The organism is Sporosarcina sp. Y1011 (assembly GCF_057669885.1).
Map to the genome: position 1 here is coordinate 105,991 of NZ_JBYHFP010000002.1, position 25,977 is coordinate 131,967.

Consider the following 25,977-nt stretch of genomic DNA (forward strand, 5'->3'; position numbering starts at 1 on the left):
CATTCTATGCATCTACTAAAAAAACTATTACAAAAAGCACAAAATGAAGGAGAGAATTCATGAAGAAAATTGTTTTTTCAGCATTCGCTACAGGCTCATTGGCACTTTTCGTTGGTGCTGTAGATTCAGAAGCAAGTTCATATACCGTGCAACCTGGTGATAGTCTTTGGAAAATCGCTTCGACAAACACAGTTTCTTTGTCAGATCTTAAACAATGGAATAATTTAACGTCAGATGTGATTTACCCTAATCAGTCATTGAAGGTTGTGGCTTCGGCAGTAAATGCACCAACTAAGATTAGTAGGAATCCCGTTCAAAGCGAACCTGTATCACAAACAGTTACATCTACAAATACATACTTGGTGACGTCTGGTGATACGTTATCTCGAATTGCTAACCAACATAAAACAACCGTTAGCGCCATCCAACAACTAAATGGGCTAGTCGGTGATATTATCTATACTGGACAAGTATTGAAGGTAACTGGCAAAATCCAAGCGGTAAAACCGTCGACTACGGCTAACAAGTCACAACCAGTAGCTTCAACGCCGCCTCCATCGGAATTATCTGCTTCCCCTAGTGTGGTTTCGACAGATGGAACAGTCCGTATTGCAGCTGGCGATACTTTATCGAGTATTGCATACCGCCAAGGGATTTCGGTTACACAACTTATGAACTGGAATAATTTGTCGTCCAGTCTCATCCGTGTTGGACAAGTATTGAAGGTTGAAAATTCACTTGTTGCGACTGTTCCGAATACAAAACCCGTATCGGCACCTGTCATAGATCCGTCTGTTTCAACCACTCCAAGTACAGTCGGCACGATTGTTTCAACGGCTACCTCATTCCTCGGTACCCCCTACGTATGGGGTGGTGCTACTGCTCGTGGGTTCGACTGCAGTGGATATATCTACCACGTGTATAATGCGGCAGGTATTAGCGTACCCCGTACAAACACAATAGGGTTTGATGCACGTTCCTATGAAGTGAGCAATCCTCAAGTCGGTGATCTGGTGTTTTTCAAAGATACGTACCGATCAGGAATCTCCCATGCAGGTATCTATATCGGCGACAACAAATTTATCCATGCCGGTGGCGACCGTGTCCAGATTTCAAGCGTGAACGATAGCTATTGGAGTAAACACTTTGACAGTTATAAACGGCTATACTCTATGAATTGAGCTTTTTAAGGTCTGCTACCATGAATGGTGGTGCTGGCCTTTTCTGCAGTAAAAAACGAAAAATCAGCCGGTTCCTAATTGGCTGATTTTTCGTTTTTGTATTTATACAGTTTATTTAATTATCGATCATTCATGAAAAATTATTGAGTAACTACGACACTAGTAGGAATGGACAGTTTATTACCTGCTTCATCTTTAACATCAAGTGTAGATAGTGCTTTCAATGAAATACCTTTAGCTAGTTCAGCAGCTGTAATCGCTGTTACTTTGATTTCTACAGTTTTTGTAGCGGTTGAACCGATTAATGCATTCACTTCATTTTTGACTGCTCTTGTTTTCCCGTCAATCAGCACTTCGAAGTCAATTTCATTAGCATCAGTAACATTTTCAGAGAATGTTAGCTTGATTGTGTCATCGGCAGTCAGTTTTGCTGATGTCACAGTCGGTGCGATGTTCTCCTTTAGAGAGATAGCATTCGTCGTGTAAGACGCCATTGTTTTAGTAGATCCAATTGCTTTGATATTTTTAATAGCAATATTACGAACACCTGTGTATGTGTTTGAGCCTGCTTTAAGTGTAAGCTCTGCTACTTGTTTGCCATCTTTTTCAGCGTTCAAAAGGATAGATTCAACTTCAGCACCATCGATTGTATAGTTCGAAAGAGTTGTTGCAGTTGCACCGTCAACTTTTTGATCGAATGTAACGTTTACTTTGTTATTGTCTTTCGCATCTTGTACGACACTAGTGACTTTTACAACGTTTGTATTTTCTGGCGCACTGTCTTCACCACGTGTAAATGTAGCCTTTGCTGTTTCTGTAGCTACGTCTGTTGCTGTTTTAACGCCAGCAAGTGTGAAGTCCAATGTGTAAACTGCGTCTTTTACGTCTTTGCCTTTGAGTAAATCAGCAAGTGCTACACGAACAACTTTTTGATCAGTTGCGTCTTTATATGTTACTGGTGTAGATGCGATTGTAATGTTTGTTGTTACAAAGTCTTTCACATGTTTCCCAGTAGCTGATACAGCTGCCCCAGTCGCAAGGACGACATCTTTGTCGAATGTGAATTCAAGATATTCTTTTTTATCCGTTGTGTCTGTGACGATATTTGATGAAACTACTTTCGCGGCTACAGTGTCTTTCACAAAAGTGACGACTTTACTGTATGCTGCGCCTTCTTCTCCACTTAAATCTGTTGTTTTGTCAACAGCCACAGTAACTACACCACTAAGTAAAGATTTTGAAGTAACAATATAGCGAGTTGGATTAGAAGCATCTTTTTCTACAGTTAAATCTGTATGTCCAGTTGCACTAACTGTTGGCTTTTCAGAAAGTTCTTCAGAGAACGCAACGACAAATTGTTTCGCGCCTTTTTGAGTGATTGAAGAAACCGTAGGAGCGACACCATCTTTCGCACCTTTTTTGAATGTTACTGTTGAAGGATTAGGTGAAATCAAGTTGCCTGCGATGTCTTTTGCACCGATGAATGTTGCTGTAATTTCTTTTTCAGCAGCTACAGTATTGTCCATCTCGAATACGACTTCAGTTGCGCCTTTTTCGACATTACCTGTAACGCCAGTCGCAGTCTTACCATCTGCCGATTTAAATGTGACAGCCGAGAATGCTTGCATTGGCTCAGAGAATTTCACTTTTACTTTTGAAACACTTACTTGTTCAGTTCCGACGATTGTCGGTGCTACGCTATCAGCTGGAACAGTAATGAAAGCTTCATATTTCGCAACGCTTTTACCATTTTTCGTAGTTACGTTATCAATTATAACGGCATAACTTTTTTCAAGAAGGTTTGTTGACGTAATGAGTAATGTCTTGCCATCCTTAGATAATTCACCTGAAAGGGCTCCAGTTGGATTGTTATTGTTAGATGTTACTTTTACTGCGCCTGTTTTGAATGCGCCGCTAACCCCATCTTCAAAGACAGATGCAGGATCGATAGCTTGTGTGAATTTAGCTTCAAGTTGTACACCGTTCGCTGCTACTACAGAAGAAACTTTAGCTTCTTGCACATTCAAATTCTCTAGTTTGTACAAGAAAATCGCAAGCTCTCCGCGTTTAATCGAATCAGTTGTACCGAATTTATTGCCTAGTTTACCTGTAGTAATTTCATTATCTACCAATGCAGCAACAGCTTCTTTGTAGCGTGGCGCTACATCAGAAAACGTTACACTAGCCGTATTTCCTGTGATGCTATACGCTTCTGCGAGCATAAGCGCTGCTTCTCCACGTGTAATTGATGCATCCGAACCAAATTTCGTTGTTGTTTTACCATTAATGATGCCTTTTTCTTTCAACGCATTGACAGCTTTTATCGCACGGGCAGGAACGTCCGAAAAACCAGAAGCAGGAGCATCTGCCAACTCTTTATCGCTTAAAACGGCATTTGCGATTAGAACTGCAACGTCAACACGTTTGATCGCTTGTTCTGTTCCAAATTTTGTCGGGGAAACGCCTTTTGTGATTTTATGATCAACTAAATATGTAACTGCCTCATTATATCTATCACTAACGTCTGAGAATGTGGATGCAGTTTTAACATCTGCGGATACCACAGGGACAATGGCTGATGCTACAAGCGTTGCTGTTGCAGCAGTTGTGATGAACTTTTGATATGATTTGTTTTGTATAGACATAAGATGTTTTCCTCCTAATATGATGAATCTTCTATCCTCAATACAGTAGAATAGGATTCTAGTATATCAATATATTCACGAACACTCTACTGGAACATTTTAACTGTTCTACAAAACATTCCAACCATCATTTTACTTATACAATAGATTCCACAACTGACATAACCTCTAGTTCTAATCTTTCAAGTGCTTGTACTGCCTCTAGTCGGGAACCCTTTCTCACACCAAAGTAGAACTTACATTTCGGCTCAGTCCCAGATGGGCGTATACAAATCCACGAACCACCTTCCAAATGGAGTTTAATGACATCCGCAACGGGTAAATCGATTGCGGATTGATGTCCATCTGCAGTTTTCACTGTACGAGAATAATAGTCTTCTATGGAAGTTACATGGATGCCTCCTACGACTTTTGGCGGGTTGTTTCTGAAATGTGCCATGATGCGTCTGATTCTCTCACTTCCGTCTTTTCCAGAAGCCGTCAGTGATTTCAATGACTCGCGGTAATGACCGACTTGTTCATACAATGCCAACAACGCTTCATACAAAGATGAGCCCTGCGCCTTATAATAAGCCGCTGCCTCTGCCGTTACAAGAGCAGCTTGGACAGCGTCTTTGTCTCTGACGAAATCGCCAATGAGGTAGCCGTAACTCTCTTCGTAGCCGAAAAGGAATGTGTAGTCACCTGTTTTCGAAAATGCCTCAATTTTTTCCGAGATGTACTTAAAGCCTGTTAACGTGTCGATTGTGGGTATACCGAATTCGGCCGCAACTGCCCTTCCCATTTCAGATGTCACAATTGTTTTCATGACGACTCCATTTTCGGGTAGGTTACCCTGCGCTTTTCTCTTCATGAGGATGAAATGAAGGAGCACTGCGCCTAACTGGTTGCCACTTAGCAGTTCATATTCTCCTGCAGTCGTACGTACCGCCACTCCTAATCGGTCTGCATCAGGATCTGTCGCCATGAGTAGGTCTGCATTCATTTTTTTCCCGACTTCAATTGCTAGCTCAAATGCTTCTTTCTCTTCAGGGTTCGGGTACAGAACAGTTGAAAAATCAGAATCTGGGAGTTCCTGCTCTGCTACGATATGGACATTTTCAAACCCAAACGCCTGCAACCCTTGCCGTACAAGGATGTTACCCGTGCCGTGGAGAGGTGAATAGACAATCGTTAACGCATCGCGAGATAGGTCAGCCGAGCGCAATGTCAGAAGTTGTTTTTGGTAAGCTGCATCAACTTCTTCAAGTACATAGGTTAATAGACCGTTCGCAACAAGCGTTTCCTCGCTAGCTACACCAATCGTAAGGATGTCTTCGATTGTCTTCATATACGTAAGAATGCCGACTGCCGCGTCCGGAGGCAGTTGTCCACCATCTTCGCCATATACTTTGAAGCCGTTATATTCTTTTGGATTGTGGCTCGCCGTGATGACTATGCCCGCAAACGCATTAAAGTGCCGAATTGCGAACGACAGCTCCGGCGTTGGTCGACTCTCTTTGAACAAGTAGATATGTATGCCGTACTTCCCTAACGTCTTGGCAACTTCCATTGCAAATTCGAATGAATAATGCCGTGTATCATAGGCGATTGCGACACCGCGACGCATTGCATCCATCCCGTTTTCCTTGATATGTAACGCAAGTCCTTCTGCAGCATGCCGAATCGTAAAGATGTTCATTCTGTTTGTCCCCGCGCCCAGCAAACCGCGCATCCCGCCAGTGCCGAATTCCAAATAACGATAAAACCGGTCCTCGATTTCGCCGCTGTCGAATTTGATTGTTTGCAATTCTGCGCGTAGCTCTCCGGGGATTAATCCCGAATCTAACCATTTCTTATATTCCACAGTCGTCATATCCATCTTCATTCCTCCCATTTCCTACACTACGTTTAGTATACCCAACTAGACGCTTGAAGAACAAAAGCGAAAGCGCTTGTTCAATTCCTCCCTGCTGGCGTCTAGACGATAAAAAAACTCCCGCAGTGTTTCTCGGGAGAAGTAATCGTACAATTGACTTAAACCTTATAAATAGCCAGGTTTTTCAAGTAACTCAAACATTTTATTTTTGTATGCTTCGACTCCGGGTTGATCGAACGGATTAACGCCTGACAAATAGGCACTCATTGCACAGGCTTTCATAAAGAAGTAAATCAGATAACCAAGATTGAATTCATCAAGCTTCGCTAATTCAATCTTGATAACAGGCACACCGCCTTCCGCGTGTGCAAGTGCGGTACCTTCTTTCGACAGTGCATTAATTTCATTCAATGATTTGGCCGCTAGATAGTTCAATTCATCCCGGTCATCCCCTTCAAAGGGAATCGCTTGATCATTTCCTACATCATGGAAATGGAGCAATGTCTCAAACAGGAACCGTCTGCCGTCTTGTATATATTGGCCGATCGCGTGTAAATCTGTTGAATAGGATACGGCTGATGGAAAGATCCCTTGCCTTCCTTTCCCTTCACTTTCTCCAAAAAGTTGCTTCCACCATTCATGGAAATACTTCAACGAAGGTTCGAACGAGGCAAGCAGTTCAATATCATATCCCTTCGAATGAAGCAACTGACGGATTGCCGCATAACGATAGGCATTATTCGTTTCAACATCTTCATCCTGCAATTCAAGTGCCGCGTAACGCGCACCTTCCAATAATGCCCGAACATCGTGGCCCGATGCAGCAAGTGGTAGCAAGCCGACGGGGGTCAAAACGGAATATCTGCCGCCTATATCATCTTCGATAATGAATGTACGGTACCCTTTCTCATCGGCAAGTTCTTTTAATGTCCCGTGCTTCTTGTCTGTCGTAACAATAATTCGGCGCGATGCCTCGTCTGCGTATCGCTCCTCCATGTAATTACGCAAGATACGAAAAGCAATCGCCGGTTCAGTTGTCGTCCCCGATTTGGAAATGACATTTATATATACATCATTTTTATCTAGATAGCGCATGAGTCCGTTCAAATATGCCCCGCTCATGTTTTGCCCGGCAAAAACGACTTCCGTTCCATTATCCATATTAAAATACGGGTCTAGTGCATCTTTGACAGCTTTGGCGCCTAGGAAAGAGCCTCCAACACCGATGACCACAAGAACCGTGGCATTTTCTCGAATCTCTTTCGCAGTTTCTTCGATAGTAGTGAGAAGTGTTTCATGATTTCGAAGTGGAAAGTCGAGCCAACCGAGGAATTCCGAACCTCGCCCTATTTTTTTGTGCATCCGACTATGGATTTGCCTTACTTCTTCGCGGTACACATCAAGTTCGTCCTTCTTTGCAAAGTTGTCGAGCAATGTGGTATCCAGGGACAGGGTAGTGTTCTTCTTCGACGTACGTAGCAGAGTTGTTTCCTCCCAGAAATTCAGTTATTTTATTATGCCCAGTCAATATAGCAAACATGCAGTGTATTATACGCTGTTCGTTAATAGAGGGCAATATTTATCCTCCGATATTCATGTCGGTTTACACCGTTCTAATTGTACCAAAAGCTAGTAACGTGGTAATATCAATGTTGTATGAAAAAATACTTGTATCGTAAGTTGTGTTAGATAGTTGGTAGGTTAACCACTTCGACTCGGTCGAGGACAAGCCTTACCTTCATTACTTATCAAACACTCAATCTTAACAGTTACAAAGAGGAGTATTCAAATGGAAATCGCTATTTTAGTACCATGTTATAACGAAGAACAAACGATTGGTACAGTCATTGATGACTTCAAAAGGGAATTACCTGACGCAACAATTTATGTGTATGATAACAACTCTTCCGACCGGACATCAGAAGTTGCACGCGCACATGGTGCAATAGTTCGTTTCGAGCCCCGCCAAGGGAAAGGGAACGTTGTACGCTCGATGTTCCGTGAAATTGAAGCGGATATATATGTAATGGTGGACGGAGACGACACGTACCCAGCAGAGTTTGTCCATACAATCATGGAGCCTGTTCGCACGGGGCAAGCAAATCTTGTCATCGGCGATCGTCTATCGAACGGAACTTACTTCAACGAAAACAAACGTAAATTTCATGGCATTGGAAATAACCTCGTCAAAGGACTTATCAACAAACTTTACAAAAGTAATTTAACAGACATTATGACTGGTTATCGTGCATTCGACCGATTGTTCGTCAAATCGATGCCTATCACAAGCCCTGGGTTTGAAATTGAGACGGAAATGTCTATCCACGCACTTGATAATAAATTTCTTATCAAAGAAGTCGCCATCGATTACCGGGACCGTCCGGAAGGCAGCGAGTCGAAATTGAATACAATTACGGACGGTATCAAGGTGCTTCGCATGATTTTCACGCTGTTCAAAGACTACAAACCAATGCTGTTCTTTACGTCATGGTCTATCCTTTTTCTACTACTCGGTCTTGGTGCCGGTACACCGGTCATCATTGAGTTCTTCCAAACGAACTTCATTACAAAAGTGCCATCCGCAATTTTAGCAGTCGGTTTTGTCCTTCTTGCGATGCTGTCTTTCTCTTGCGCACTCATTCTAGATACAGTCGCGGGCACACACCGGAAACGATATGAACTGGAGTTGAATAGGATAACAGAACGCACTTCAGGAGGTCGTTGAACCAATGAAATCAATAAGTTTACGGATCGCCGGATTACTGGGAATTAGTCTTTTTCTCAGTTTTTCGGTTTTGTTCTTTTTCACACCAATACGAAATGTACCCGTATATATCATTTTACTGTTAGCGATTCCCTTGGGATTTTTAGTACACTATGCAATTGGATTCATTGGAATTGCAAAAGAGATGACCCGAGCAAAAAAAGTGAGTTTATGGATCTTCGGTATTTTGTATCCGTTGCTGCTTACAGTGAGCATTCGAGGCGAACAAGCCTTTTTAATGGATAATCACATAATCCTCATTCTCGGAGTTTGGTTTGGTGTCTTTTCTTCCATTCTAATCGGGACAATGGCGATCATACGCTTCTTCCTGTCCATCAATCTCGACAAAGAAGAGAAATCGGTACCCATATGGAAAATCGCACTCTATGCATTGCCATTTTTAGTTGTGTCGCTCTTCTTCCTCATAGCGTTCTATCCGGGTACGATGACACCGGATTCGCTTGCCCAATGGGGACAGGCGAAATCGAAGCAATATACGGATTGGCATCCGGTTGTGCACACGTGGCTCATCGGTCTTTTATTGAAAATCCGAGATACGCCCGCCATTATTGCATTGTTCCAGATTGCCATGTTCAGTTTCACAACTGGACTTTTAGGCTACGTCTTAGAACGCGCGCGTATTCCGAAGGCCTTTATCTGGTTAGGTCTAATCATTTTTGCACTTAGCCCAATCCATGCCATCACTTCAATTACCATTTGGAAAGACGTTTCGTTTAGTGTGGTGTTGTTCCTTTTCACTATTCTCATCTTCCTAATTGTGAAATCTACGGGTAAAGTCCTAAACAGTTGGCCTTTCATCATTTTATTTGTCCTAGCAAGTCTAGGTGTTGTTTTTTTCCGGCATAACGGCTTCCCTGTTTTCGTCGTTACGATGGTATTCGTCCTAATTATGTACAGAACGCATTGGAAAAGAGTTCTCCCAATCACCGTCATGCTCATTTTGACACATCAAATCGTGACAGGCCCAATCTATACAGCACTGAAAGTTCACCCTTCAGATCCGCAAGAAATGCTTAGTATTCCTACACAGCAAATTGCAACAATTGTTACGGAAGAAGGGGATATGACGGAAGAACAGACGGAATATATCAATCGATTGTTCCCAATCCCGCTTTGGACTGAAAAATTCAATCCCTATAGCGTAGATCCCATCAAATTCTCATGGGGCGATTACGATCGATTCGTCATTTATGATGATCCCAAATTGTATGCAAAAATGTGGGGTGGATTAGTCACTCAGAACCCCTATCTCGCAGCAAAAGGATTGTTCAAACAGACTTCCCTTGTGTGGCAAATCAATGAACCCGCTGACGGCTATACGAGTCGGTACGTGACAAATATCTATTTGAATAATGAATACGGATTAGTAAATACTGTGCTGAATGCGCAAGTAACAAATACGGCTTTGAACTATATGAAGACGACTGACAAAGCGAAAGATATTATTTGGCGCCCCGCATTTTATACGTTGCTTGCGCTGCTCTTCACGTATATCAGTTATTTGCGAAATAATTGGCGTTCATGGCTAATTCTATTGCCTGTTGCACTCAATACAGGTGCCGTCTTTGTCGGAATTCCCGCACAGGATTTCAGGTACTTACTATCGAACTCCTTTGTCATGTATGCACTGCTGTTCTTTAGCTTCATCAAATTCGATGAGATAGGACAAGTGAAATGACAGAGCCTCGAAAGAAAACGTCATCCATCGGTATCGGTCTTATGTTGACCGCTGCACTCAGCACCGCACTCGGTCAACTTTTCTGGAAAATGGCCGATGGACTGTTTGACTGGCATTTATGGCTTGGTTTCTTCCTTTATGGTTGTGGCGCGGTGTTCATGACAATTGCTTTTCGGTTTGGTCGATTATCTGTCTTGCATCCCCTGCTAACCGTCGGCTATGTATTCGCGATTATTTTCGGTTCTTTTTTTCTCGGAGAAGAGATTACGCGAAATATCTTGATTGGGACAACGTCTATTTTGATCGGTGTTCTGCTAATCGGGGGTGATCGCAATTAGTATGTTATTTGTGACATTGCTCATTACAATGACCTGGTGCGGTGCACTGGGCGGCTATTTCTTGAAAAAGGCTTCTGCACAAGATTTCAAAGAAAATCGACCCGCTTTGATAAAATGGCTATTTATCGGTTTGGTAAGTTACGGAACTGGCGCGATTCTTAATATCATTGCACTCCGTTTCTTGCCCTACACGGTCGTCTTTCCGCTTACGTCCATTACGTATATATGGACGATGTGTTTGTCGGCATGGCTTTTAAAAGAACCTATATCCGCACGAAAAATCGCTGGTGTGGCCTTCATTTTGACTGGAACCGTGTTTTTGGTTATGTAATAACACATAAAGAATGCCTTCGGAATTTTAAATTCCGAAGGCATTCTTTCAGGTTGTACAATATATGACGTTGGTGAAAGAAAATCCCCTTCTCCATGGAACAGGAGAAAGGGATGGAATTTCACTAATGTCATTTTTTTATAAATATCTATGAAACTAAAATAATCCTGCTACACGCTGATTTCCGTTCCGTGCGGACGCGTTCCGTGGGGCGTGCGGTGAGCCCGCGGAAAGCGTCCATCTGAAACGGAAAGCAACGGGATATTTGGAAAACTACATAAAAAGGACTGCCACAAAAAATCAGTTTTACTGATTTTCTAGACAGCCCCGTGACAATTAAATAGACCAATTAAAGTCGGCTAAAACTCTTCACCAACGTCATTTGACAAAGAACCTTTTTTCATGTGTTTTTGTTAGCGTCTACAAGTTTCTCCATAATAGCGAGAAGATCATCACGCAAATCGTCACGTTCGAGTGCAAATTCCAACGTCGTTTCTATAAAACCTAGCTTTTCCCCAACATCGTAACGTCTACCCTCAAACTGATAACCGTATACATCTTGAATGGTATTCAACTTTTCAATGGCATCTGTCAGTTGAATTTCTCCACCCTTTCCAATGTTTTTCTCTCCAAGAAACGAAAAAATTTCAGGCGTCAGGACATAGCGACCGACAATCGCAAAATTGGATGGCGCTTCTTCTTGAGTCGGTTTCTCGACGAAGTTTTTCACTTTCATCAAATTCGAATCCGTTGACACAGGATCGATTACGCCATAACGATGAATCTGATCCAGTGGCACTTCTTGCACACCAATAATACTCGTTCCGGTTTCCTCATACTTGTCCATCAATTGCTTAAGCGCGGGTACTTCACTACTAATGATGTCATCGCCAAGCAGGACACCGAACGGTTCGTCACCGATAAAGTTCCGCGCACACCATATGGCATGACCCAATCCAAGTGGTTCTTTTTGACGAATATAATGGATATCTACATTAGAAGAGGCATTCACTTTTTCAAGAAGTTCATATTTCTCTTTTTGAATCAAATTCTCTTCCAATTCAAATGCGTGGTCGAAATGGTCTTCAATTGAGCGCTTTCCTTTTCCTGTAACAATAATAATATCCTCGATACCTGCCGCAATTGCTTCATCTACAATGTATTGAATGGTTGGCTTATCAACGATTGGCAACATTTCTTTTGGCATCGCTTTCGTAGCCGGCAAAAACCGTGTCCCTAATCCTGCCGCAGGTATGATTACTTTTTTAACTTTTTTCATAGTGACCTCCAATTAGTACTGTGTGTTCCTTCATTATAACATATTTACGCTTAACAGCTTTATTACGCCTTTATGCATAGGCTAAAATCCTTTTGCTACGACACTAGTAAACGTGTAGACTAATAAATTAGAAGGAGGCTTTCATTTTGAAAAAAACTATATCTCTACTACTCTCTATTCTCTTATTGTCTTTCGTCATTCAAGGGCCGACAACGTCCGCTGCCTTTAGTGACGTTGGTGACCGTTACAAAACTGAAGTCGACTACATCGTCGCAAATAACTATGCCCAAGGAATATCACCTACCCAGTTTGGGACACAAGTATCCATCAAAAGAATTGACGCAGCTGTCATGGTTGCGCGTGCTATGGGGTTCAATGAAAATTCAAAATCCCCAAACGCTGGTTTTACGGATGTCCCTACTAACCGTTTATGGGCTGTCAATGCACTCGCTGCAAAAGGTGTCGTTAGCGGGAAGTCCCCTGGTAAATACGGTTCCAACGATACGATGACACGGTCTGAAATGGCCAAGGTGATCGCTTCTGCATATGAACTGAAGGCAAGTCAAGATCGTATTCCATTCACAGATGTCAGCCCAAGATTCATATCGTCTGTTGCGGCACTCGTGGAAAATAACATAACGCAAGGTAAGTCGGCCACAAAATTTGGCGGATCCGATCATATTAAGCGCGGTGAATTCGCGATATTTATATACAAAGCTGACGGTCTATCAAAAATTGAGCCACCCAAGGTTGTAGATGTCTCTTAAAATGCTTTAGATGAAGGATATTGTTATTGTATTTTTAAAAAAATATGTTAAAATGAATAAGTAGGAACAATCCTGTTTTATTTAATATAGTTTACCCGGTTGAAGCCGAAAAAGAACCAATGAGACACTTCTGTCTCATTGGTTCTTTTTTTGTTATCCCCTACCTATAGACTCGCCACCCTCCGGTATGCCCAATTTGCCTATGGTAGATTCTAGTATATTTTTGTATACTAGAGTCATTGAAATCCAAAGGAGTTTTTAAATGTTCAAGAAAAAAATTTTTCCGCTTATTGTTGTTTTAATGTTTCTTTTTCAAGTCAGTGTACTAGACGTTTCTGCGGCAAATGTTTCACATGGCGTCTATCATACAAAGGAATCTGTAACCATCGGTGGCAACAAACAGACTGTTAACCAGCTATCTATCAATCTTAATCAGCCCTACACCACAATTGACGTAGGTGTCTCAAATCCTATTAACAAGCTTGCCTATGTTAGAAATCTAGCAACACTACATACCCAAAACCAGAACCATGTCGTTGGAGCCATCAATGCTTCGTTCTTCCATTTTACAAATAAGTTTCCAAGCTATTTGTTAGTGAAAGATGGCATTATACAACATCTTGGGGCTGTATCCACAAATTATAACGACTTCATGCATACGCCGGCTGCATTCGGAATGACTTCTGACAACACAGCGAAAATTGGTACGTATGATTTGTCAGTCCAAGTTGAACATGCAGGAAAAACAACTCGATTAACTTCTCTAAACAAGGAACGAAATGTAGATGAAAGCATCCTGTTTACATCGAGTTGGTCATATGAACGAACAAGAACGAACGGTACAGGATTAGAAGTTGTTGTCGAAACCGCAACTTCTGTCGAACAAAATATTGCACTAGGTGAAAAAGTTACTGGTAAAGTCATTGGGATTCGCCAGAATGGACAAGCGACAAGCGCTACTATTCCGGCAAACGGACGTGGTTTCGTGCTCTCCGCACATGGAAAAGAAGTCGATAAAATTCGTAATATGAAAATTGGCGACAGCGTTTCCGTTGCATACGACGTCGATGCAAGTTGGAAAGATTCGAAGTTCATGTTGGCATCGGGCCCGCTTCTCGTACAAAATGGTAAAGTCGCCATGACGATCGATCCAAACAGCGGACGCGCAAAAGAGCGTACTGCACGCACAGCTGTAGCTACAGATGCTACAGGCAAACGAGCATTTTTTGTCACAGCAGACTCAGGTCTTAAAGGAGTCAGTACTGGCATGACGCTACAAGAATTTGCAAACCACCTCGTTAAGGTAGGCGCTTATAACGCCATCAATTTAGACGGTGGCGGATCGACAACAATGGTGACACGGAAATACGGCGATGTCTATCCTACTCTTGCAAACCGTCCATCTGGCGGCAGTGAGCGTTCAGTGAACGCCATACTTGAGGCAGTTAGTACAGCTCCTTATAGTGACCCGCACTTTATCAAAGCAAGTCAAGCACAACAAGGCCCGGTAATGGTCGGTGCTGCCGCTGACTTTGCAGTAGATTCTGTTTTAGACCAATATTACAACGTCCTTCCCATTGATCAGAAAAAATTGAAACTGGTGTCCGTAACGAATGGCATCGGAAAAATTGAAAACAATCAATTTCTAGGTATGAAAGCCGGTTCGGGAGCAGTCGTTGCTTCTTACGGGGATGCATCCGTAACAATACCCGTTACTGTAACAGATTCAATCGATGATCTACTTATCACACCTTCCGACATCCGCACAGGTACGGGTGAAAGATTGACTGTAAACGTCCAGGGCATTCTAAAAGGCAACAAAGTGACCCTCAATCCGGATGCAGTTACATTTTCTGTCCCCTCAAATGTGGGTACAATCGAAGGTAACTTATTCATCGCAAATGCCAACGAAGCGACAGGCTTGATGACCGCAACAGTCGGCAAGGTAAGCAAAACCGTACCTGTAACCGTTTCGGACAAACCCCTCACTTTGGGCTCGTTCGAATCAGTCAGCGGACTAGAGGCAACGACAGCGCGCGCTACAGCATCACTTGCGCTTGAGAATAAGATCCAAGCTCATGACCAAAACGCTTCCGTACGGCTAAATTATGATTTTACAGGATATAAAGAAGGAACTTCAGCCGCTTACATGACATGGACAAACGGCTTAAAACTAGCCTCACAGCCGAAAAAACTCGGTGTTTGGGTATACGGCGACGGCAACAACCATTGGCTCCGCGGTTCCCTGAAGGATACTAACGGAAAAGAAATCGTGGTAGACTTCACGAAAGAAAATGGTTTGAACTGGACAGGTTGGAAATACGTCGAAGCGGTTATTCCTCGTACCGCCGCTGCACCACTCACGTTGAACAAAATTTATATTGCCGAACAATCATCAGCGAAAAAAGACAAAGGGTTCTTGCTGTTCGATAAACTTCAAGTACTCTATTCCGATAAATCTTACGTAGAGCAAGCTTTTGTTCCCTCCCCGTCTGCACGGGAAGTAGCAACAAATAAAAAGTTCACAGTCACATTTTCACAAGCTATGAAAAAAGATTTTTTCACAAATAAGTATATCTATGTAGAAGATCGTAACGGTGTTCGTCAACCTGTTACAGTTTCAGCAAATGCGGATTCACGCAAAGTCGATATTTCCGCTCCAGAGGGTGGTTATACATCAGGCAGTAACTACCGACTAGTTGTTACGCATTTTACCCAAAGTTCTAAAGGGACCCCGATGGTAAAAGATAATGTAACAGAATTTAAAGCAAAATAAAAAAAGGATCATGGCTGACAATTGAGTCCAGTCATGGTCCTTTTTTTTACCTAAAAAAACGATGTCTCCGCTTATACAAGAAGCCCAAGTGTTGGTTGCTCATTTCAGGGGCATTGTAAACTCGTTTCCAGAACTCATTCGTGTTAAACTGGATTATTGATGATAATACTTTTACGATTTAGGTGATTAGTTGAAATTACGTGTAAACTATAGAGCTCTTGTAACATTACTCCTGACAATCGTCTATTTCTACTTTCTACTAATCGGTATCGAAACCTTATTGAGTGGAAGTTATGAGGAAACACTCGTTTGGCGCAATGAAAAAACCGAAGCTTTCTTTTTTAACTTAATGATCATCTATTTTTTGTTCATTCTGTTTTTAGGGTTGTTCAATCGCTATGTAATCAGCTTTATCCTTACAAATGGAATTGTACTCTTTCTTGCAATGATGAGTTATTTTAAGTTTAGTTTTTTAAGTGAATTTTTATATCCATGGGATTTGCTTCTTTATAATAACGTTTTAAATTTGTTGCCCAACATCTATCAACAAGCTAATATAACAAAAGTCGTTCTTGTTATTATAGGCGTAGTCGTTCTTATCTCCGCGATAATCACCTATATCTTAGTAAAAAAACCGGTACGGGTCATTCGTTTAAATTGGTGGGTACGTTTACTGTTTGTCGGAATGAGTGTTGTGTACATAAGTGCCTTTACTTTTTACCGATCAGTCCCGCAAGTTGAATCGTCACTCAAGCTAGCTGGGGTTACCAATCTTACCTTCGACCAAAATCGAAACTATAAAACGAACGGTTTTTTTGTAACCTTCTTATTAAATATGCAAAGTGCAATCGTATTGCCACCAAAAGGCTATAACGAAGAGAATATAAATAAAATCGTGGATAACCTGCAGAAATCAGAATCGGGACAAACGAATCCTCCAAACACGAAACCTAATATCATCTTCATCATGAGCGAGTCTTTCTGGGATCCGACACTGATGGATAAAGTTACATTCGATGCGGATCCTATGCCAACGGTAAGGAAAACTCAATCCGGTTCGATTCTGACACCGACATTTGGAGGTGGAACGAGCAATGTCGAATTCGAGGCGCTGACTGGTTTTTCAAACGTATTTCTTCCAATTGGTTCCGTTCCGTACCAACAATACATTAAAGATCCACTCCCTGCCATGCCGTCATACTTATCGGGCTTAGGCTATCAAACGACCGCAATCCACCCTTACCCTAAATGGTTCTGGAACAGGGAAGAAGTTTACAAGCATTTTGGTTTTGAGCAATTCATCGACATTGATGGCTTCAAAAACCCGATTTACAAAGGACCGTTCGTTTCAGATGAACAAGTAACGAAGACAATTATCGAGCAAACCGAAATGGCTGAGGATCCGGCATTCATTTATGCAATAACGATGCAAAACCATACCGGCTATAGCGTGGATAAATATAACGAGTTCACTGTTAATGCACAGATGCAGACGGAAGTAGATCAAATCTATAACGACATGCTCCGATCATATACGCAAGGGGTTGCAGATGCCGATGCAGCGTTAAAAGAACTAATGGATTACTACAAAGATTCCGACGAACCCACAATCATCGTTTTTTTCGGCGACCATTTACCAGCCATTGGCCAAGATTACCGATTATACAAACTAGCTGATTTTGTCCCCTGGACAGCCGGAGAAGACAAATGGGAATTGGAGGATTACCGAAAAACCAGGACTACACCTCTCGTTCTTTGGAATAATTATGGGGCTGTAACGCCCGAACTGGGCACAATCAGTCCAACATTCCTGGGTCCCGCTGTTTTCGATATGGCTGGAATTGATAAGCCCTTGTATTATTCACTGTTGGAAAACTTCAAAGAAGTCATGCCTGGGTATACACGGGAGCTCAAGATTGACGCAAATGACAACTTGCTATTGGTTACGCCGGATAAGGCAGAGAGGGCTAAAGAGGACTACCAGCTTATCCAATATGACCTGCTGTTTGGCGACCAGTACGGACGAAATAAATTATTTGAGCAATAGTGAGTACAAGTTTAGAACGGAGAGAAGGTATCCGTTCTAAACTTGTTTTTTTCATTTGTTGGATACCAAAATACCCTTCACCTACAACGGTGAGGGGTACTTATCATCTTACTTTATTTACTTTAATTCCAACTTCTCCATCATCTTTTGCCACATGACTTTGTAACCTGCCGCGGTCGGATGGGGACTTCTTGTTTCCATCAAATCTTCATACGCAACTTTGGGGTTACTGGCAAGATACTCATTGATGGCGTCAAAATGAGAGATAAACGTATACCCTTTTTCTTTACTGATCCTTTTCAGCACATTGTCGATACTTTGTGCTGAAAAACGATAAGCATACGTCTCGTTCGTCGAAGGTGGCGGTGACATGACAATCATATATTCTGAACGCACGTCGACAATTTTGAGCAATTCTCGGATATTCGCTTCATACTCCTGTAAACTACTGTCAATGCGGTCGTTCGTACCAATCATAACAACAACGACATCTTCTTTCTGCCTCATTAATTGATTACTGTTTTTCAATGTCCATGCTGCAGATTTCCCACTAATTCCTGCATTAATCACATCAATAGCACCAAATTCCGGGTTTTTCATATACGCTCTTAGTCGATTTGCCCAAACGTCTGTCGTATGAGTCGCTTCGCGGTATACTTGGCCTTTATCATCACTGAAAATAATCCGGCCATCTTTCGGGATGAAATGCCCTTGCACACCCATCCCCGCCGTGATACTATCACCAATCAGCTTAATAGAAGAAACTTCTTGAGACATCAGCTTCTGAGACAGATCGCTGTAAGAATTCGGGAGTGATTTAGTCAGTTTAAGCATCTCAGCCCTATACATGAAAACTGCGAACTCACCACGTTTCAACTGATCATCTGTACCGAAACGCTCAGCAGTTTTTCCATTTGTAATGTTGTGGTCAACCATGCCAGCAACGGCTTCCCGATAACGCAAATTTACATCCTTAAAATGAATGTTCTTCACATTCCCCTGCAAATTATAAGCAGCTGCTTGCGTGAGCATCAACGCGACTTCTCCACGTTTTAAATTGTCTTCGAATCCAAAATAACTTGCACTTTTACCATTTATAATACCTGCTTGTTTCAATGAATGAATAGCGGCTACCGCTCGTTTCGGAACATCAGAGAATTTTGTATTGTTAGTCCCAGAATCCGGTAAATCGAGGGCGTTCGCCAAAATAACTGCCGCACTCCCTCGCGTGATTTGTTGGTCCGTTCCAAATTGCGTCGCAGTTACACCTTTTGAATAATTGTTCGCAACGAGAAATTCCACTGATTCAGCATAGCTACTTGGAACGTCCTTAAAGGAAGACGTTGCCGCAAACGCAGGAACAGCTGAGGAAACAAGCACCATCATTACAATCATAGATGTAACAAATCTATGCAAAATCGTTGTTTTAAACGACATGTACCCGATTCCCCTTTCTATGCTTAATCCCAGATATTATATAGTCAACCATTTTCATTTCAACCAATTGTTATTCAAGTTCCGCTACCAATGAACGGACTTCCTTCAAATGCTTTTCAATGTTTTCAGGCGTCACATAAACGCCGAAATCATCTGCAGCTGGGCTTGCCGTCCTATTCTCAATACGATTAGCCATCAAATCCCCGATTTCAGGATAGAAGTGATGCCCGTCATAGTAGTTATTGATATCATTCGTGACAGTATTCGGATACATAAAGTTCCAGATGCCTCCATAGACTTCTACTAAATCACGGATCCATACTTCGTAGTCGTCATACAAACCGGTATCCACGAGTGCTTTGAACAGTTCCGTGGAGATGGGCGTTGTAAACACAATCATTTCACCATTGGGCACCGTATTTTTTACTTTAGCCATGATTTCCGCATATTTCGGATAATACGTGTAGTGTTCTCCGTAAAATGTATCTTCAAATCTTTCGATCTTTTCATCCGCCATTTTTTCGATTTCATTTTCAGACAGTTTTTTTGCGAATGCTTCCCCTTGCCTATTGTAAAGCCTATCTTCAGAAATCAGATTTCCTCTTGATAGCTTAAAATTGCTGATGGAGTATCCCAATACTTGTAACGATAATAGGTTTTTTGTACGATAAAAAGGTTGACTGACTTTCTTTTCGTAATTGTTCACAGACCGCGCTGCTCCTGCTTCTTCTACACTTGACTTAAAAAAGTCGACTCCGAGTATGATTCGTTCAATATCCTTGTTTTGCGACTGTGCATATAAAATATAACTTTGGTACTCACGCATAGAAAGGTTCGCAACTGAAGCATTGAAGACATTCCATGTACCGAATGCAGTAGGATGAATATAAGTGGACCTACTACTCCCAATTAAAAGTGTATCGAAATCCTTTTCTTTAAAATGCAGCTGTGCTATTTTCTGCTCTCGCTCATCAATAACTTTTTGAACGTCATTGTACGCATGTGCATGACTGTAGTGCCAGAGAGGGTCTATCCAGAAATTGAAGCTCACAGCACTTGATATGAGCACAGCGAATAAAATAACGATCGTTACCGTAAACTTTTTATCCGACATAAGATGATCCCCTTAGAAATTGAAATATAAGAACTCGCTCACTTGTTGCAGCTGCATCGTACTATAAAATAACAGTATAGAAATAAACAGAGCCAATAACACGTTTCTTTTTTGGCTATCCATAATTTCAACCGAGTTTTTTGCAAACCATGATAGAAGTAAACCAAATATCAAATAGAGCCCGATGATCCATAGTTTTTCATTAAATATGGTATAAAGCCCTGTAAGTTGAACACCATTCAACCCGAACATTGCCTTCAGCACCGTTATCGCATCCGTGAATGTAGCTGCTCGGAAAAACACCCAAGCCAGGTGAACAAAAAGGAATGTTGTCATCCATGCCATCATTTTATTCATCTTAAAGCCGGCCAGTTTCCACCAACGGCAGATGATGCTTGCGACACCGTGCAACGTTCCCCAAACGATGAACGCCCAACCAGCTCCATGCCAAATTCCGCTGACGAAAAAAATAATGAAAATATTAATATACGTCCGATATTTCCCTTTCCGGTTCCCACCGAGCGGAATGTATAAATACGTCGTTAAAAACTTCGACAATGTAATATGCCATCTGCGCCAGAAGTCTTGGATATCTAGCGCTTTATAAGGTGAGTTGAAATTGATTGGCATTTTAATGTTGAATAATAATGCCAGTCCAATCGCCATATCTGAGTATCCGCTAAAGTCAAAGTAAAGTTGTAGCGTATAGGCTAATGATGTAATCCAACTGTCGATAAACGTCAGTGAATCGACTGAGCTATAGCCGCTATTCGCATACTTAGCAAATACATCAGCAATCGCTACTTTTTTAAATAGACCAATTGCAAAAATTATAAGACCTTTCGATATGTTTTCAAATTGAATCGAGTACGTCTTTTTATCGCTGAATTGTGGCATCATTTGACCATGATAGACGATAGGACCCGCAATAAGCTGCGGGAAGAGCATGACGAATATGCTGTAGTTCAGAAAACTGTACTTTTTTGTTTCCAATCTATATGAATCGACTAAATAAGCGATTTGTTGAAATGTGTAAAAACTGATCGCCAAAGGTAATAATATATTTTTCAATGGAATATTCGTATCGAAAAAGAAGTTGACGTTTTCAAGGAAAAAATCAAAGTACTTAAAGTAGCCAAGTAACAATACATTGAAAAGAATTCCGATTGTCGCGACTACCTTACGAAATTTTCCGCCCTTATCCTTGCCCAAAAACGCCCCTATTGTAAAGTTCACAAGCAACGAAGTGATAATGAGCGGTAAATAAGCTGGATTCCAAAAGCCATAGAAAAATACCGAAGCTGCGAGTAACCAGGCTTTCGCAAATGGGATATGAAGTTTTCCTAATATGAAATAAAGCACCCATACGATAGGTAAGAATAGAAAAATAAACTCAAATGAATTAAATATCACGATGCATGTCACCTTTACTCTATAAAGTTAGCGTACACCTAATCTTAACAGGAATCTTACATAAAATCATGTCGTGGTTGATTGTGTTTTAGCAACATTAAAAAATGTAATAGAAGGCAATAGAAATAGCCCCTTGATGATCCACAGTTAAGGGTCAAGGGGCTACTTCTCCATTCATACTAATTCGCGTCACTGGAAAATGATAGACATGAATTGTGTTAGAATCTATTATCCATCTTACAGACTTCTAGTAACTTCTATTCATTCTTCATGGATAAGTCCGCTATGTGGATAAAAAGTGACATTGAAACTACTTTTTCCACTATCCACCTGCATCTGGTACACAAGCCGACGATAATTCTTATCCGTGTATATATCATATACATTCTCGTGTTTAGTATTGAGCAACTTCACGCGTACATTTGGCGATCTATAGCGTTCGTAATCATTTTTCACGATTTGGAGTGATTCCTCTTTTGAAAGTTCAAAGCTTTTTGCCCCCAAATGATTCCAGTCATATTCTGACAGTTTCCATTGGCCCGATTGCTTTACAAACGTATACTCCAAATAACCGGCAGCTTCAAGCGGAGCATCAAAGGAAATCGTACGAATTCGGACTAAATTTGATTTGTTTTCAAGAATTTCAAAACGATAATCTGTTTCATCCATTAAAGCTGGAAAAAGACCCAAATCACAGTGCGTGCACATGTTAGCGTAGTAATTTTTTAAACCAGAATCTATAAACGACGGAGTTACATTTTTCAAAAGTTCTGTGCGAACCACGCTGAATTGAGATCCCTGATGTTTAAAACTGTTAATCGTAGTTTCGATTGTAACTGGTAATCTGTAGACTAAATTCAGTATTTCTTCTTTTTTCAAGGGTTTATTAGAATCGACTTCTGTAACCTTAGGTACTTTTAACGCACGATGCATAAACGCTGCATACTGAGCGCGTGTGACGGAATCGTTTGGTTTAAAATACCCCTGATCTCCAACTGTGACCCCGTTTGAATACAAAGCCTGAACGTGCATAAAGCCCCAATAATTTTTACTGATGTCCGGAATATGTTTGAAGGATTCAATATTCAATCCAAATGCTACATCTAGCACCTTAGCCATCTGAATTCGCGTGAGCGGAGCGTCAGGATTGAAGTTCCCATTGCGATCACCGCTAAAGATACCTGCTTGGGAAACTCTTAAAATCGCATCATAGTTGGGATGACTCGCAGGCACATCCTTGTAACGGAAATTTGTGTCCTTCTTCACTTTCAATTGTAATTCTTTGTCCAATAACTGGGCAACATGCTTACGTGCAACTTTTTCATTTGGTCTGAACGTGCCATCCAGATAGCCATTAATCAGTCCTCTCTCTTGCATGCTCTGGATTACTTCCCAAAAACGATGGTTTGGAGGAACGTCCTTAAATGACTGCGATGAAGCTTTCGTTTGTATACTGAGTGACATAACTGCTGCGACAACAATGCATCCAATCCATCGCCACATCCATCGATTTTTCACCTAATACCCTCTCCTCTTTCTTCTGTCCTTTTTCCGTACTATAATTACTATTATAACTAAATTTATCCAATTTCGCTACGGCGATTGGTAGTTTTTTCTGTAAGTTCCAACAGATCTAGTTTTGGATACTAGCGTTTTATCTTCTAATGTGGCGAGTAAAAGCTACAATAACAGAAGTATAAAATTTATGGCAAAATAAACAGCCCATTGACCCGTAGAGGAGTCAAAGGACTGTTTCCCATTCAACAACCTATCCCGTATCATCGGAAATGGATTGTCTGAACTGCGTTATAACCTAGTAACCAAAACAACATGGCCTAAGTGTTTAACAATTAATTAGTTTTTACATTTATAGTTGAAGTTGCTAGAGGAACTACTTCACCAGTTCCAGTTACATAAGCTACTAATGTTCCTTCTGCGTTATTAGCTAACGTCCCTTCAATCATACCTGAAGAGATAGAAGGTGCTGTTGTAAAATCAGATGCAGTTCCTGAATATTTAACAGCTAAAGTACCTAATACTTCTTCGGCATCTTTAGTCTTATCTTCATCAAGGTCTACATAGATATCGCCATTTTTATCAAGTTGAGCTTTTAATGTGCTATCGCTCAATGTGATATTAGATGGCTGCAATACAACTAAGTCTGATAAAGCTGCAGCTGTTGTAATATCTTTTACTTTTTCAAATTGTACTGTTTTGATAGTTGGAGTAGAATTTGAAACAGTGATTGTTACTGAAGCTCTTGTTACAGTTCCTTCTTTAATAAGGATATTTGTAGTACCAGCTTTTTTACCAGTAACCGCAATCGTCTTAGTATCAGCATCCACTACCGCTTCTGCAACAGCAGCATTAGAAGAAGATACAGCGTAAGCTCCACTACTTATGGCTTCAGAACCAATTTTGAAACCATCTTTATTGTATGTGTTCCAAAGAAGATTTACTTTGTTATCATCAGAAGCAAATACCACATCTAGGTTTAAGTCTTTTCCAGAGTTAGCTATTTCAAGTTTTCTGCTAGCCACTTTAGCATCGTCAGAGATTGATACTGTAACTGTCTTTAAAACTTTCGTGCTATCTGCATTCTTAATTTCTAAAGTTGTATTTCCTTCAGCAGCAGCAACTGGTGTAACTTCAAATTCCGCTTTTCCGTCGACTACCTTTACAGCTTGGTCTGATGCGTTAGTGATATCTGTATTTTTAGATACTACATTAACAGTGCCTTCAAACTCGTCACCATATTGGTCAACTACAGTAGATGCAACTGTATCGCTGTTTCCATTGTAAAGTTTAACTGAAGTAGAACTTGGATCTACAGTCGTAGCAACACGAGCACCACTTGTAACAGTTAATGGCACTTCAACTTTTGCATCATCTGAAGTTACTGTAAAAACTACTGAACCCGGACTTATTGGCGTAATTTCTCCACTTCCATCAATAGTAGCAACCGAAGGATTAGAAGATTTGTAAGTTAAAGTTGGATTTGCAACAGTGGCACCACTTAGAGATGTTACTTTACCTACATCTAAAGTAGTTGCACCATCTTGAACAGAAACTTTACCACTCTTCACAGCAACGTTACCTTGGCTTACTTTCGTTTCTCCAATTGTTGATACATATGCTGCAAAATCAAGAACTTTTACTTCTTTAAGTTCAGATTCAACTTTCTTATCACCTTTAGTGATTACAACTTTATAAGCAAATTTATCACCAGTAGCAATTTTTGCTTCATCAATTTCCCCTGTTGAAGCGTCAACTAATACGTCAGAAGTTGCTTGAAAATCAACAGTATATCCAGCTTGCTTTAATGTTTCAACATTAGCTGAAACACTTTCGTTGTTAATCATAAATGAAAGGTACTGTTTATCTTTCTCTCCATCAAGACGAACATCTGAAGCTGAAATTGAGGCTACATCTAACGAGTAAGCGAAAGCAAATTCAGTTACTTTATCTTTCTCACCTTCAACTTTCTCTGTATATTTCACTTTTAAATCTTTATCTGGTTCAAAAGTTTTTTCAAATGTCAATGTTGCAGACAGTTTGTCTTCACTTACTTTGTAAGAAACAACCTTATTACCTTCTAAGTTGAAGTTTTCAGCTTTTACACGGTCTAATCCTGAACCAATGACTTTTAGTTCTTTATGGTTCATCGCCGTTACCGATTTGACTTCAGGTGTACCTGCTTCAAGAGTTTCTGCTCTATATACGAATACAGCAAACTCTCCACGCTTAATATCAGCGCTTGTACCGAAACTAGTTGCTGTTTTACCAGAAGTGATTCCAGCTTCCACCATGCCTGCTACTGCAGATTTGTAACGTGCACCAACATCAGTGAACTTCAATTTAGATGTATCACCTTTAAGGTCGTAGGCTTTAGCGTTCGCTAAAATAAGCGCAACTTCGCCACGTGTCAAATTATCTTCGAAGCCGAATTTCGTTGTTGTTTTACCGTTAATGACGCCAGCTGCTTTCAAAGAATTGATCGCAAGAGCTGCACGTGCGGGAACGTCAGAGAATCCACTTGCAGGAGCCTTTTCGTCTTGTAATCCGAGCGCTTTAGCGAGAATGATTGCTGCGTCTCCACGTTTGATTGTTTTTTGTACGCCGAATGATGTTTTAGTCAAACCGCTTGTAAGATTATTAGATACTAGGTATTCTACTGGAGCTTTATAGTTTCCTGTAGCATCCGTGAAAGATGCTGTTGTTACAGAAGCTGATGCAACTGGAACGATTGCAGATGCAACAAGTGAAGCTGTTGCAGCTGTAACTACGAATTTTTTATAAGATTTTGGTTGTAAAGCCATTTGTCATAT

At 41.1% G+C, this 25,977-nt stretch carries 17 protein-coding genes; 8 read left to right on the forward strand and 9 right to left on the reverse strand.

Annotated elements, in window-relative coordinates:
* The first annotated feature begins 59 nt into the window (after positions 1-59).
* Positions 60-1,181: a C40 family peptidase gene (locus AC25Y5_RS02790; protein WP_488139009.1), complete on the forward strand. Its 1,122-nt coding sequence runs from the start codon at positions 60-62 to the stop codon at positions 1,179-1,181.
* Between the two features lie 140 nt (positions 1,182-1,321).
* Here AC25Y5_RS02790 and AC25Y5_RS02795 read toward each other — a convergent pair whose 3' ends face one another.
* The 3 genes from AC25Y5_RS02795 to AC25Y5_RS02805 all read right to left on the reverse strand — a co-directional run bounded on the left by AC25Y5_RS02795 (position 1,322) and on the right by AC25Y5_RS02805 (position 7,166).
* On the reverse strand, positions 1,322-3,826 hold the full coding sequence (locus AC25Y5_RS02795; RefSeq protein WP_488139010.1) for an S-layer homology domain-containing protein: 2,505 nt from the start codon (positions 3,824-3,826) through the stop codon (positions 1,322-1,324).
* Positions 3,827-3,962: 136 nt separating this feature from the next.
* A complete protein-coding gene (locus AC25Y5_RS02800) occupies positions 3,963-5,693 on the reverse strand; it encodes a phospho-sugar mutase (protein WP_488139011.1) in 1,731 nt (576 codons plus the stop codon).
* A gap of 156 nt (positions 5,694-5,849) precedes the next feature.
* Positions 5,850-7,166 carry a glucose-6-phosphate isomerase gene (locus tag AC25Y5_RS02805; protein ID WP_488139253.1) on the reverse strand — a complete coding sequence of 439 codons (1,317 nt, stop codon included), beginning with the start codon at positions 7,164-7,166 and terminating at the stop codon, positions 5,850-5,852.
* Between the two features lie 307 nt (positions 7,167-7,473).
* On the opposite strand from AC25Y5_RS02805, the gene AC25Y5_RS02810 reads away from it, so the two are divergent.
* The 4 genes from AC25Y5_RS02810 to AC25Y5_RS02825 are packed head-to-tail and all read left to right on the forward strand — an operon-like array spanning position 7,474 to position 10,816.
* Complete coding sequence (locus tag AC25Y5_RS02810) at positions 7,474-8,409, forward strand: glycosyltransferase family 2 protein (protein ID WP_488139012.1); 936 nt, start codon at positions 7,474-7,476, stop codon at positions 8,407-8,409.
* 4 nt (positions 8,410-8,413) lie between these two features.
* Positions 8,414-10,147: a DUF6020 family protein gene (locus AC25Y5_RS02815; protein ID WP_488139013.1), complete on the forward strand. Its 1,734-nt coding sequence runs from the start codon at positions 8,414-8,416 to the stop codon at positions 10,145-10,147.
* Positions 10,144-10,485, forward strand: a complete 342-nt coding sequence (locus AC25Y5_RS02820) for an EamA/RhaT family transporter (RefSeq protein ID WP_488139014.1) — start codon at positions 10,144-10,146, stop codon at positions 10,483-10,485. The genes AC25Y5_RS02815 and AC25Y5_RS02820 overlap by 4 nt, the downstream gene beginning before the upstream one ends.
* 1 nt (position 10,486) lies before the next feature.
* Positions 10,487-10,816 carry an EamA family transporter gene (locus AC25Y5_RS02825; protein WP_488139015.1) on the forward strand — a complete coding sequence of 110 codons (330 nt, stop codon included), beginning with the start codon at positions 10,487-10,489 and terminating at the stop codon, positions 10,814-10,816.
* Positions 10,817-11,216: 400 nt separating this feature from the next.
* Here the strand turns inward: AC25Y5_RS02825 and galU are convergent, their stop codons facing one another.
* Positions 11,217-12,095, reverse strand: a complete 879-nt coding sequence (gene galU, locus AC25Y5_RS02830; protein ID WP_488139016.1) for a UTP--glucose-1-phosphate uridylyltransferase GalU — start codon at positions 12,093-12,095, stop codon at positions 11,217-11,219.
* A gap of 146 nt (positions 12,096-12,241) precedes the next feature.
* Between galU and AC25Y5_RS02835 the strand changes: the two genes are divergently transcribed.
* The 3 genes from AC25Y5_RS02835 to AC25Y5_RS02845 all read left to right on the forward strand — a co-directional run bounded on the left by AC25Y5_RS02835 (position 12,242) and on the right by AC25Y5_RS02845 (position 17,685).
* Positions 12,242-12,862, forward strand: coding sequence for an S-layer homology domain-containing protein (locus tag AC25Y5_RS02835; RefSeq protein ID WP_488139017.1), 621 nt, complete (start codon positions 12,242-12,244; stop codon positions 12,860-12,862).
* Between the two features lie 262 nt (positions 12,863-13,124).
* Positions 13,125-15,638, forward strand: a complete 2,514-nt coding sequence (locus tag AC25Y5_RS02840) for a phosphodiester glycosidase family protein (RefSeq protein ID WP_488139018.1) — start codon at positions 13,125-13,127, stop codon at positions 15,636-15,638.
* A 190-nt stretch (positions 15,639-15,828) separates the two neighbouring features.
* Entirely contained in the window at positions 15,829-17,685 is a 1,857-nt protein-coding gene (locus tag AC25Y5_RS02845; RefSeq protein ID WP_488139019.1) for an LTA synthase family protein, read from the forward strand.
* Between the two features lie 117 nt (positions 17,686-17,802).
* Here the strand turns inward: AC25Y5_RS02845 and AC25Y5_RS02850 are convergent, their stop codons facing one another.
* The 5 genes from AC25Y5_RS02850 to AC25Y5_RS02870 form a co-directional block, all read right to left on the reverse strand.
* Complete coding sequence (locus AC25Y5_RS02850) at positions 17,803-19,122, reverse strand: S-layer homology domain-containing protein (RefSeq protein WP_488139020.1); 1,320 nt, start codon at positions 19,120-19,122, stop codon at positions 17,803-17,805.
* A gap of 70 nt (positions 19,123-19,192) precedes the next feature.
* Entirely contained in the window at positions 19,193-20,236 is a 1,044-nt protein-coding gene (locus AC25Y5_RS02855; RefSeq protein ID WP_488139021.1) for a hypothetical protein, read from the reverse strand.
* Between the two features lie 12 nt (positions 20,237-20,248).
* A complete protein-coding gene (locus AC25Y5_RS02860) occupies positions 20,249-21,649 on the reverse strand; it encodes an MBOAT family O-acyltransferase (RefSeq protein WP_488139022.1) in 1,401 nt (466 codons plus the stop codon).
* 261 nt (positions 21,650-21,910) lie between these two features.
* Positions 21,911-23,167 carry an S-layer homology domain-containing protein gene (locus tag AC25Y5_RS02865; protein WP_488139023.1) on the reverse strand — a complete coding sequence of 419 codons (1,257 nt, stop codon included), beginning with the start codon at positions 23,165-23,167 and terminating at the stop codon, positions 21,911-21,913.
* A 332-nt stretch (positions 23,168-23,499) separates the two neighbouring features.
* Positions 23,500-25,968 carry an S-layer homology domain-containing protein gene (locus tag AC25Y5_RS02870; protein WP_488139024.1) on the reverse strand — a complete coding sequence of 823 codons (2,469 nt, stop codon included), beginning with the start codon at positions 25,966-25,968 and terminating at the stop codon, positions 23,500-23,502.
* Positions 25,969-25,977 lie beyond the last annotated feature (9 nt).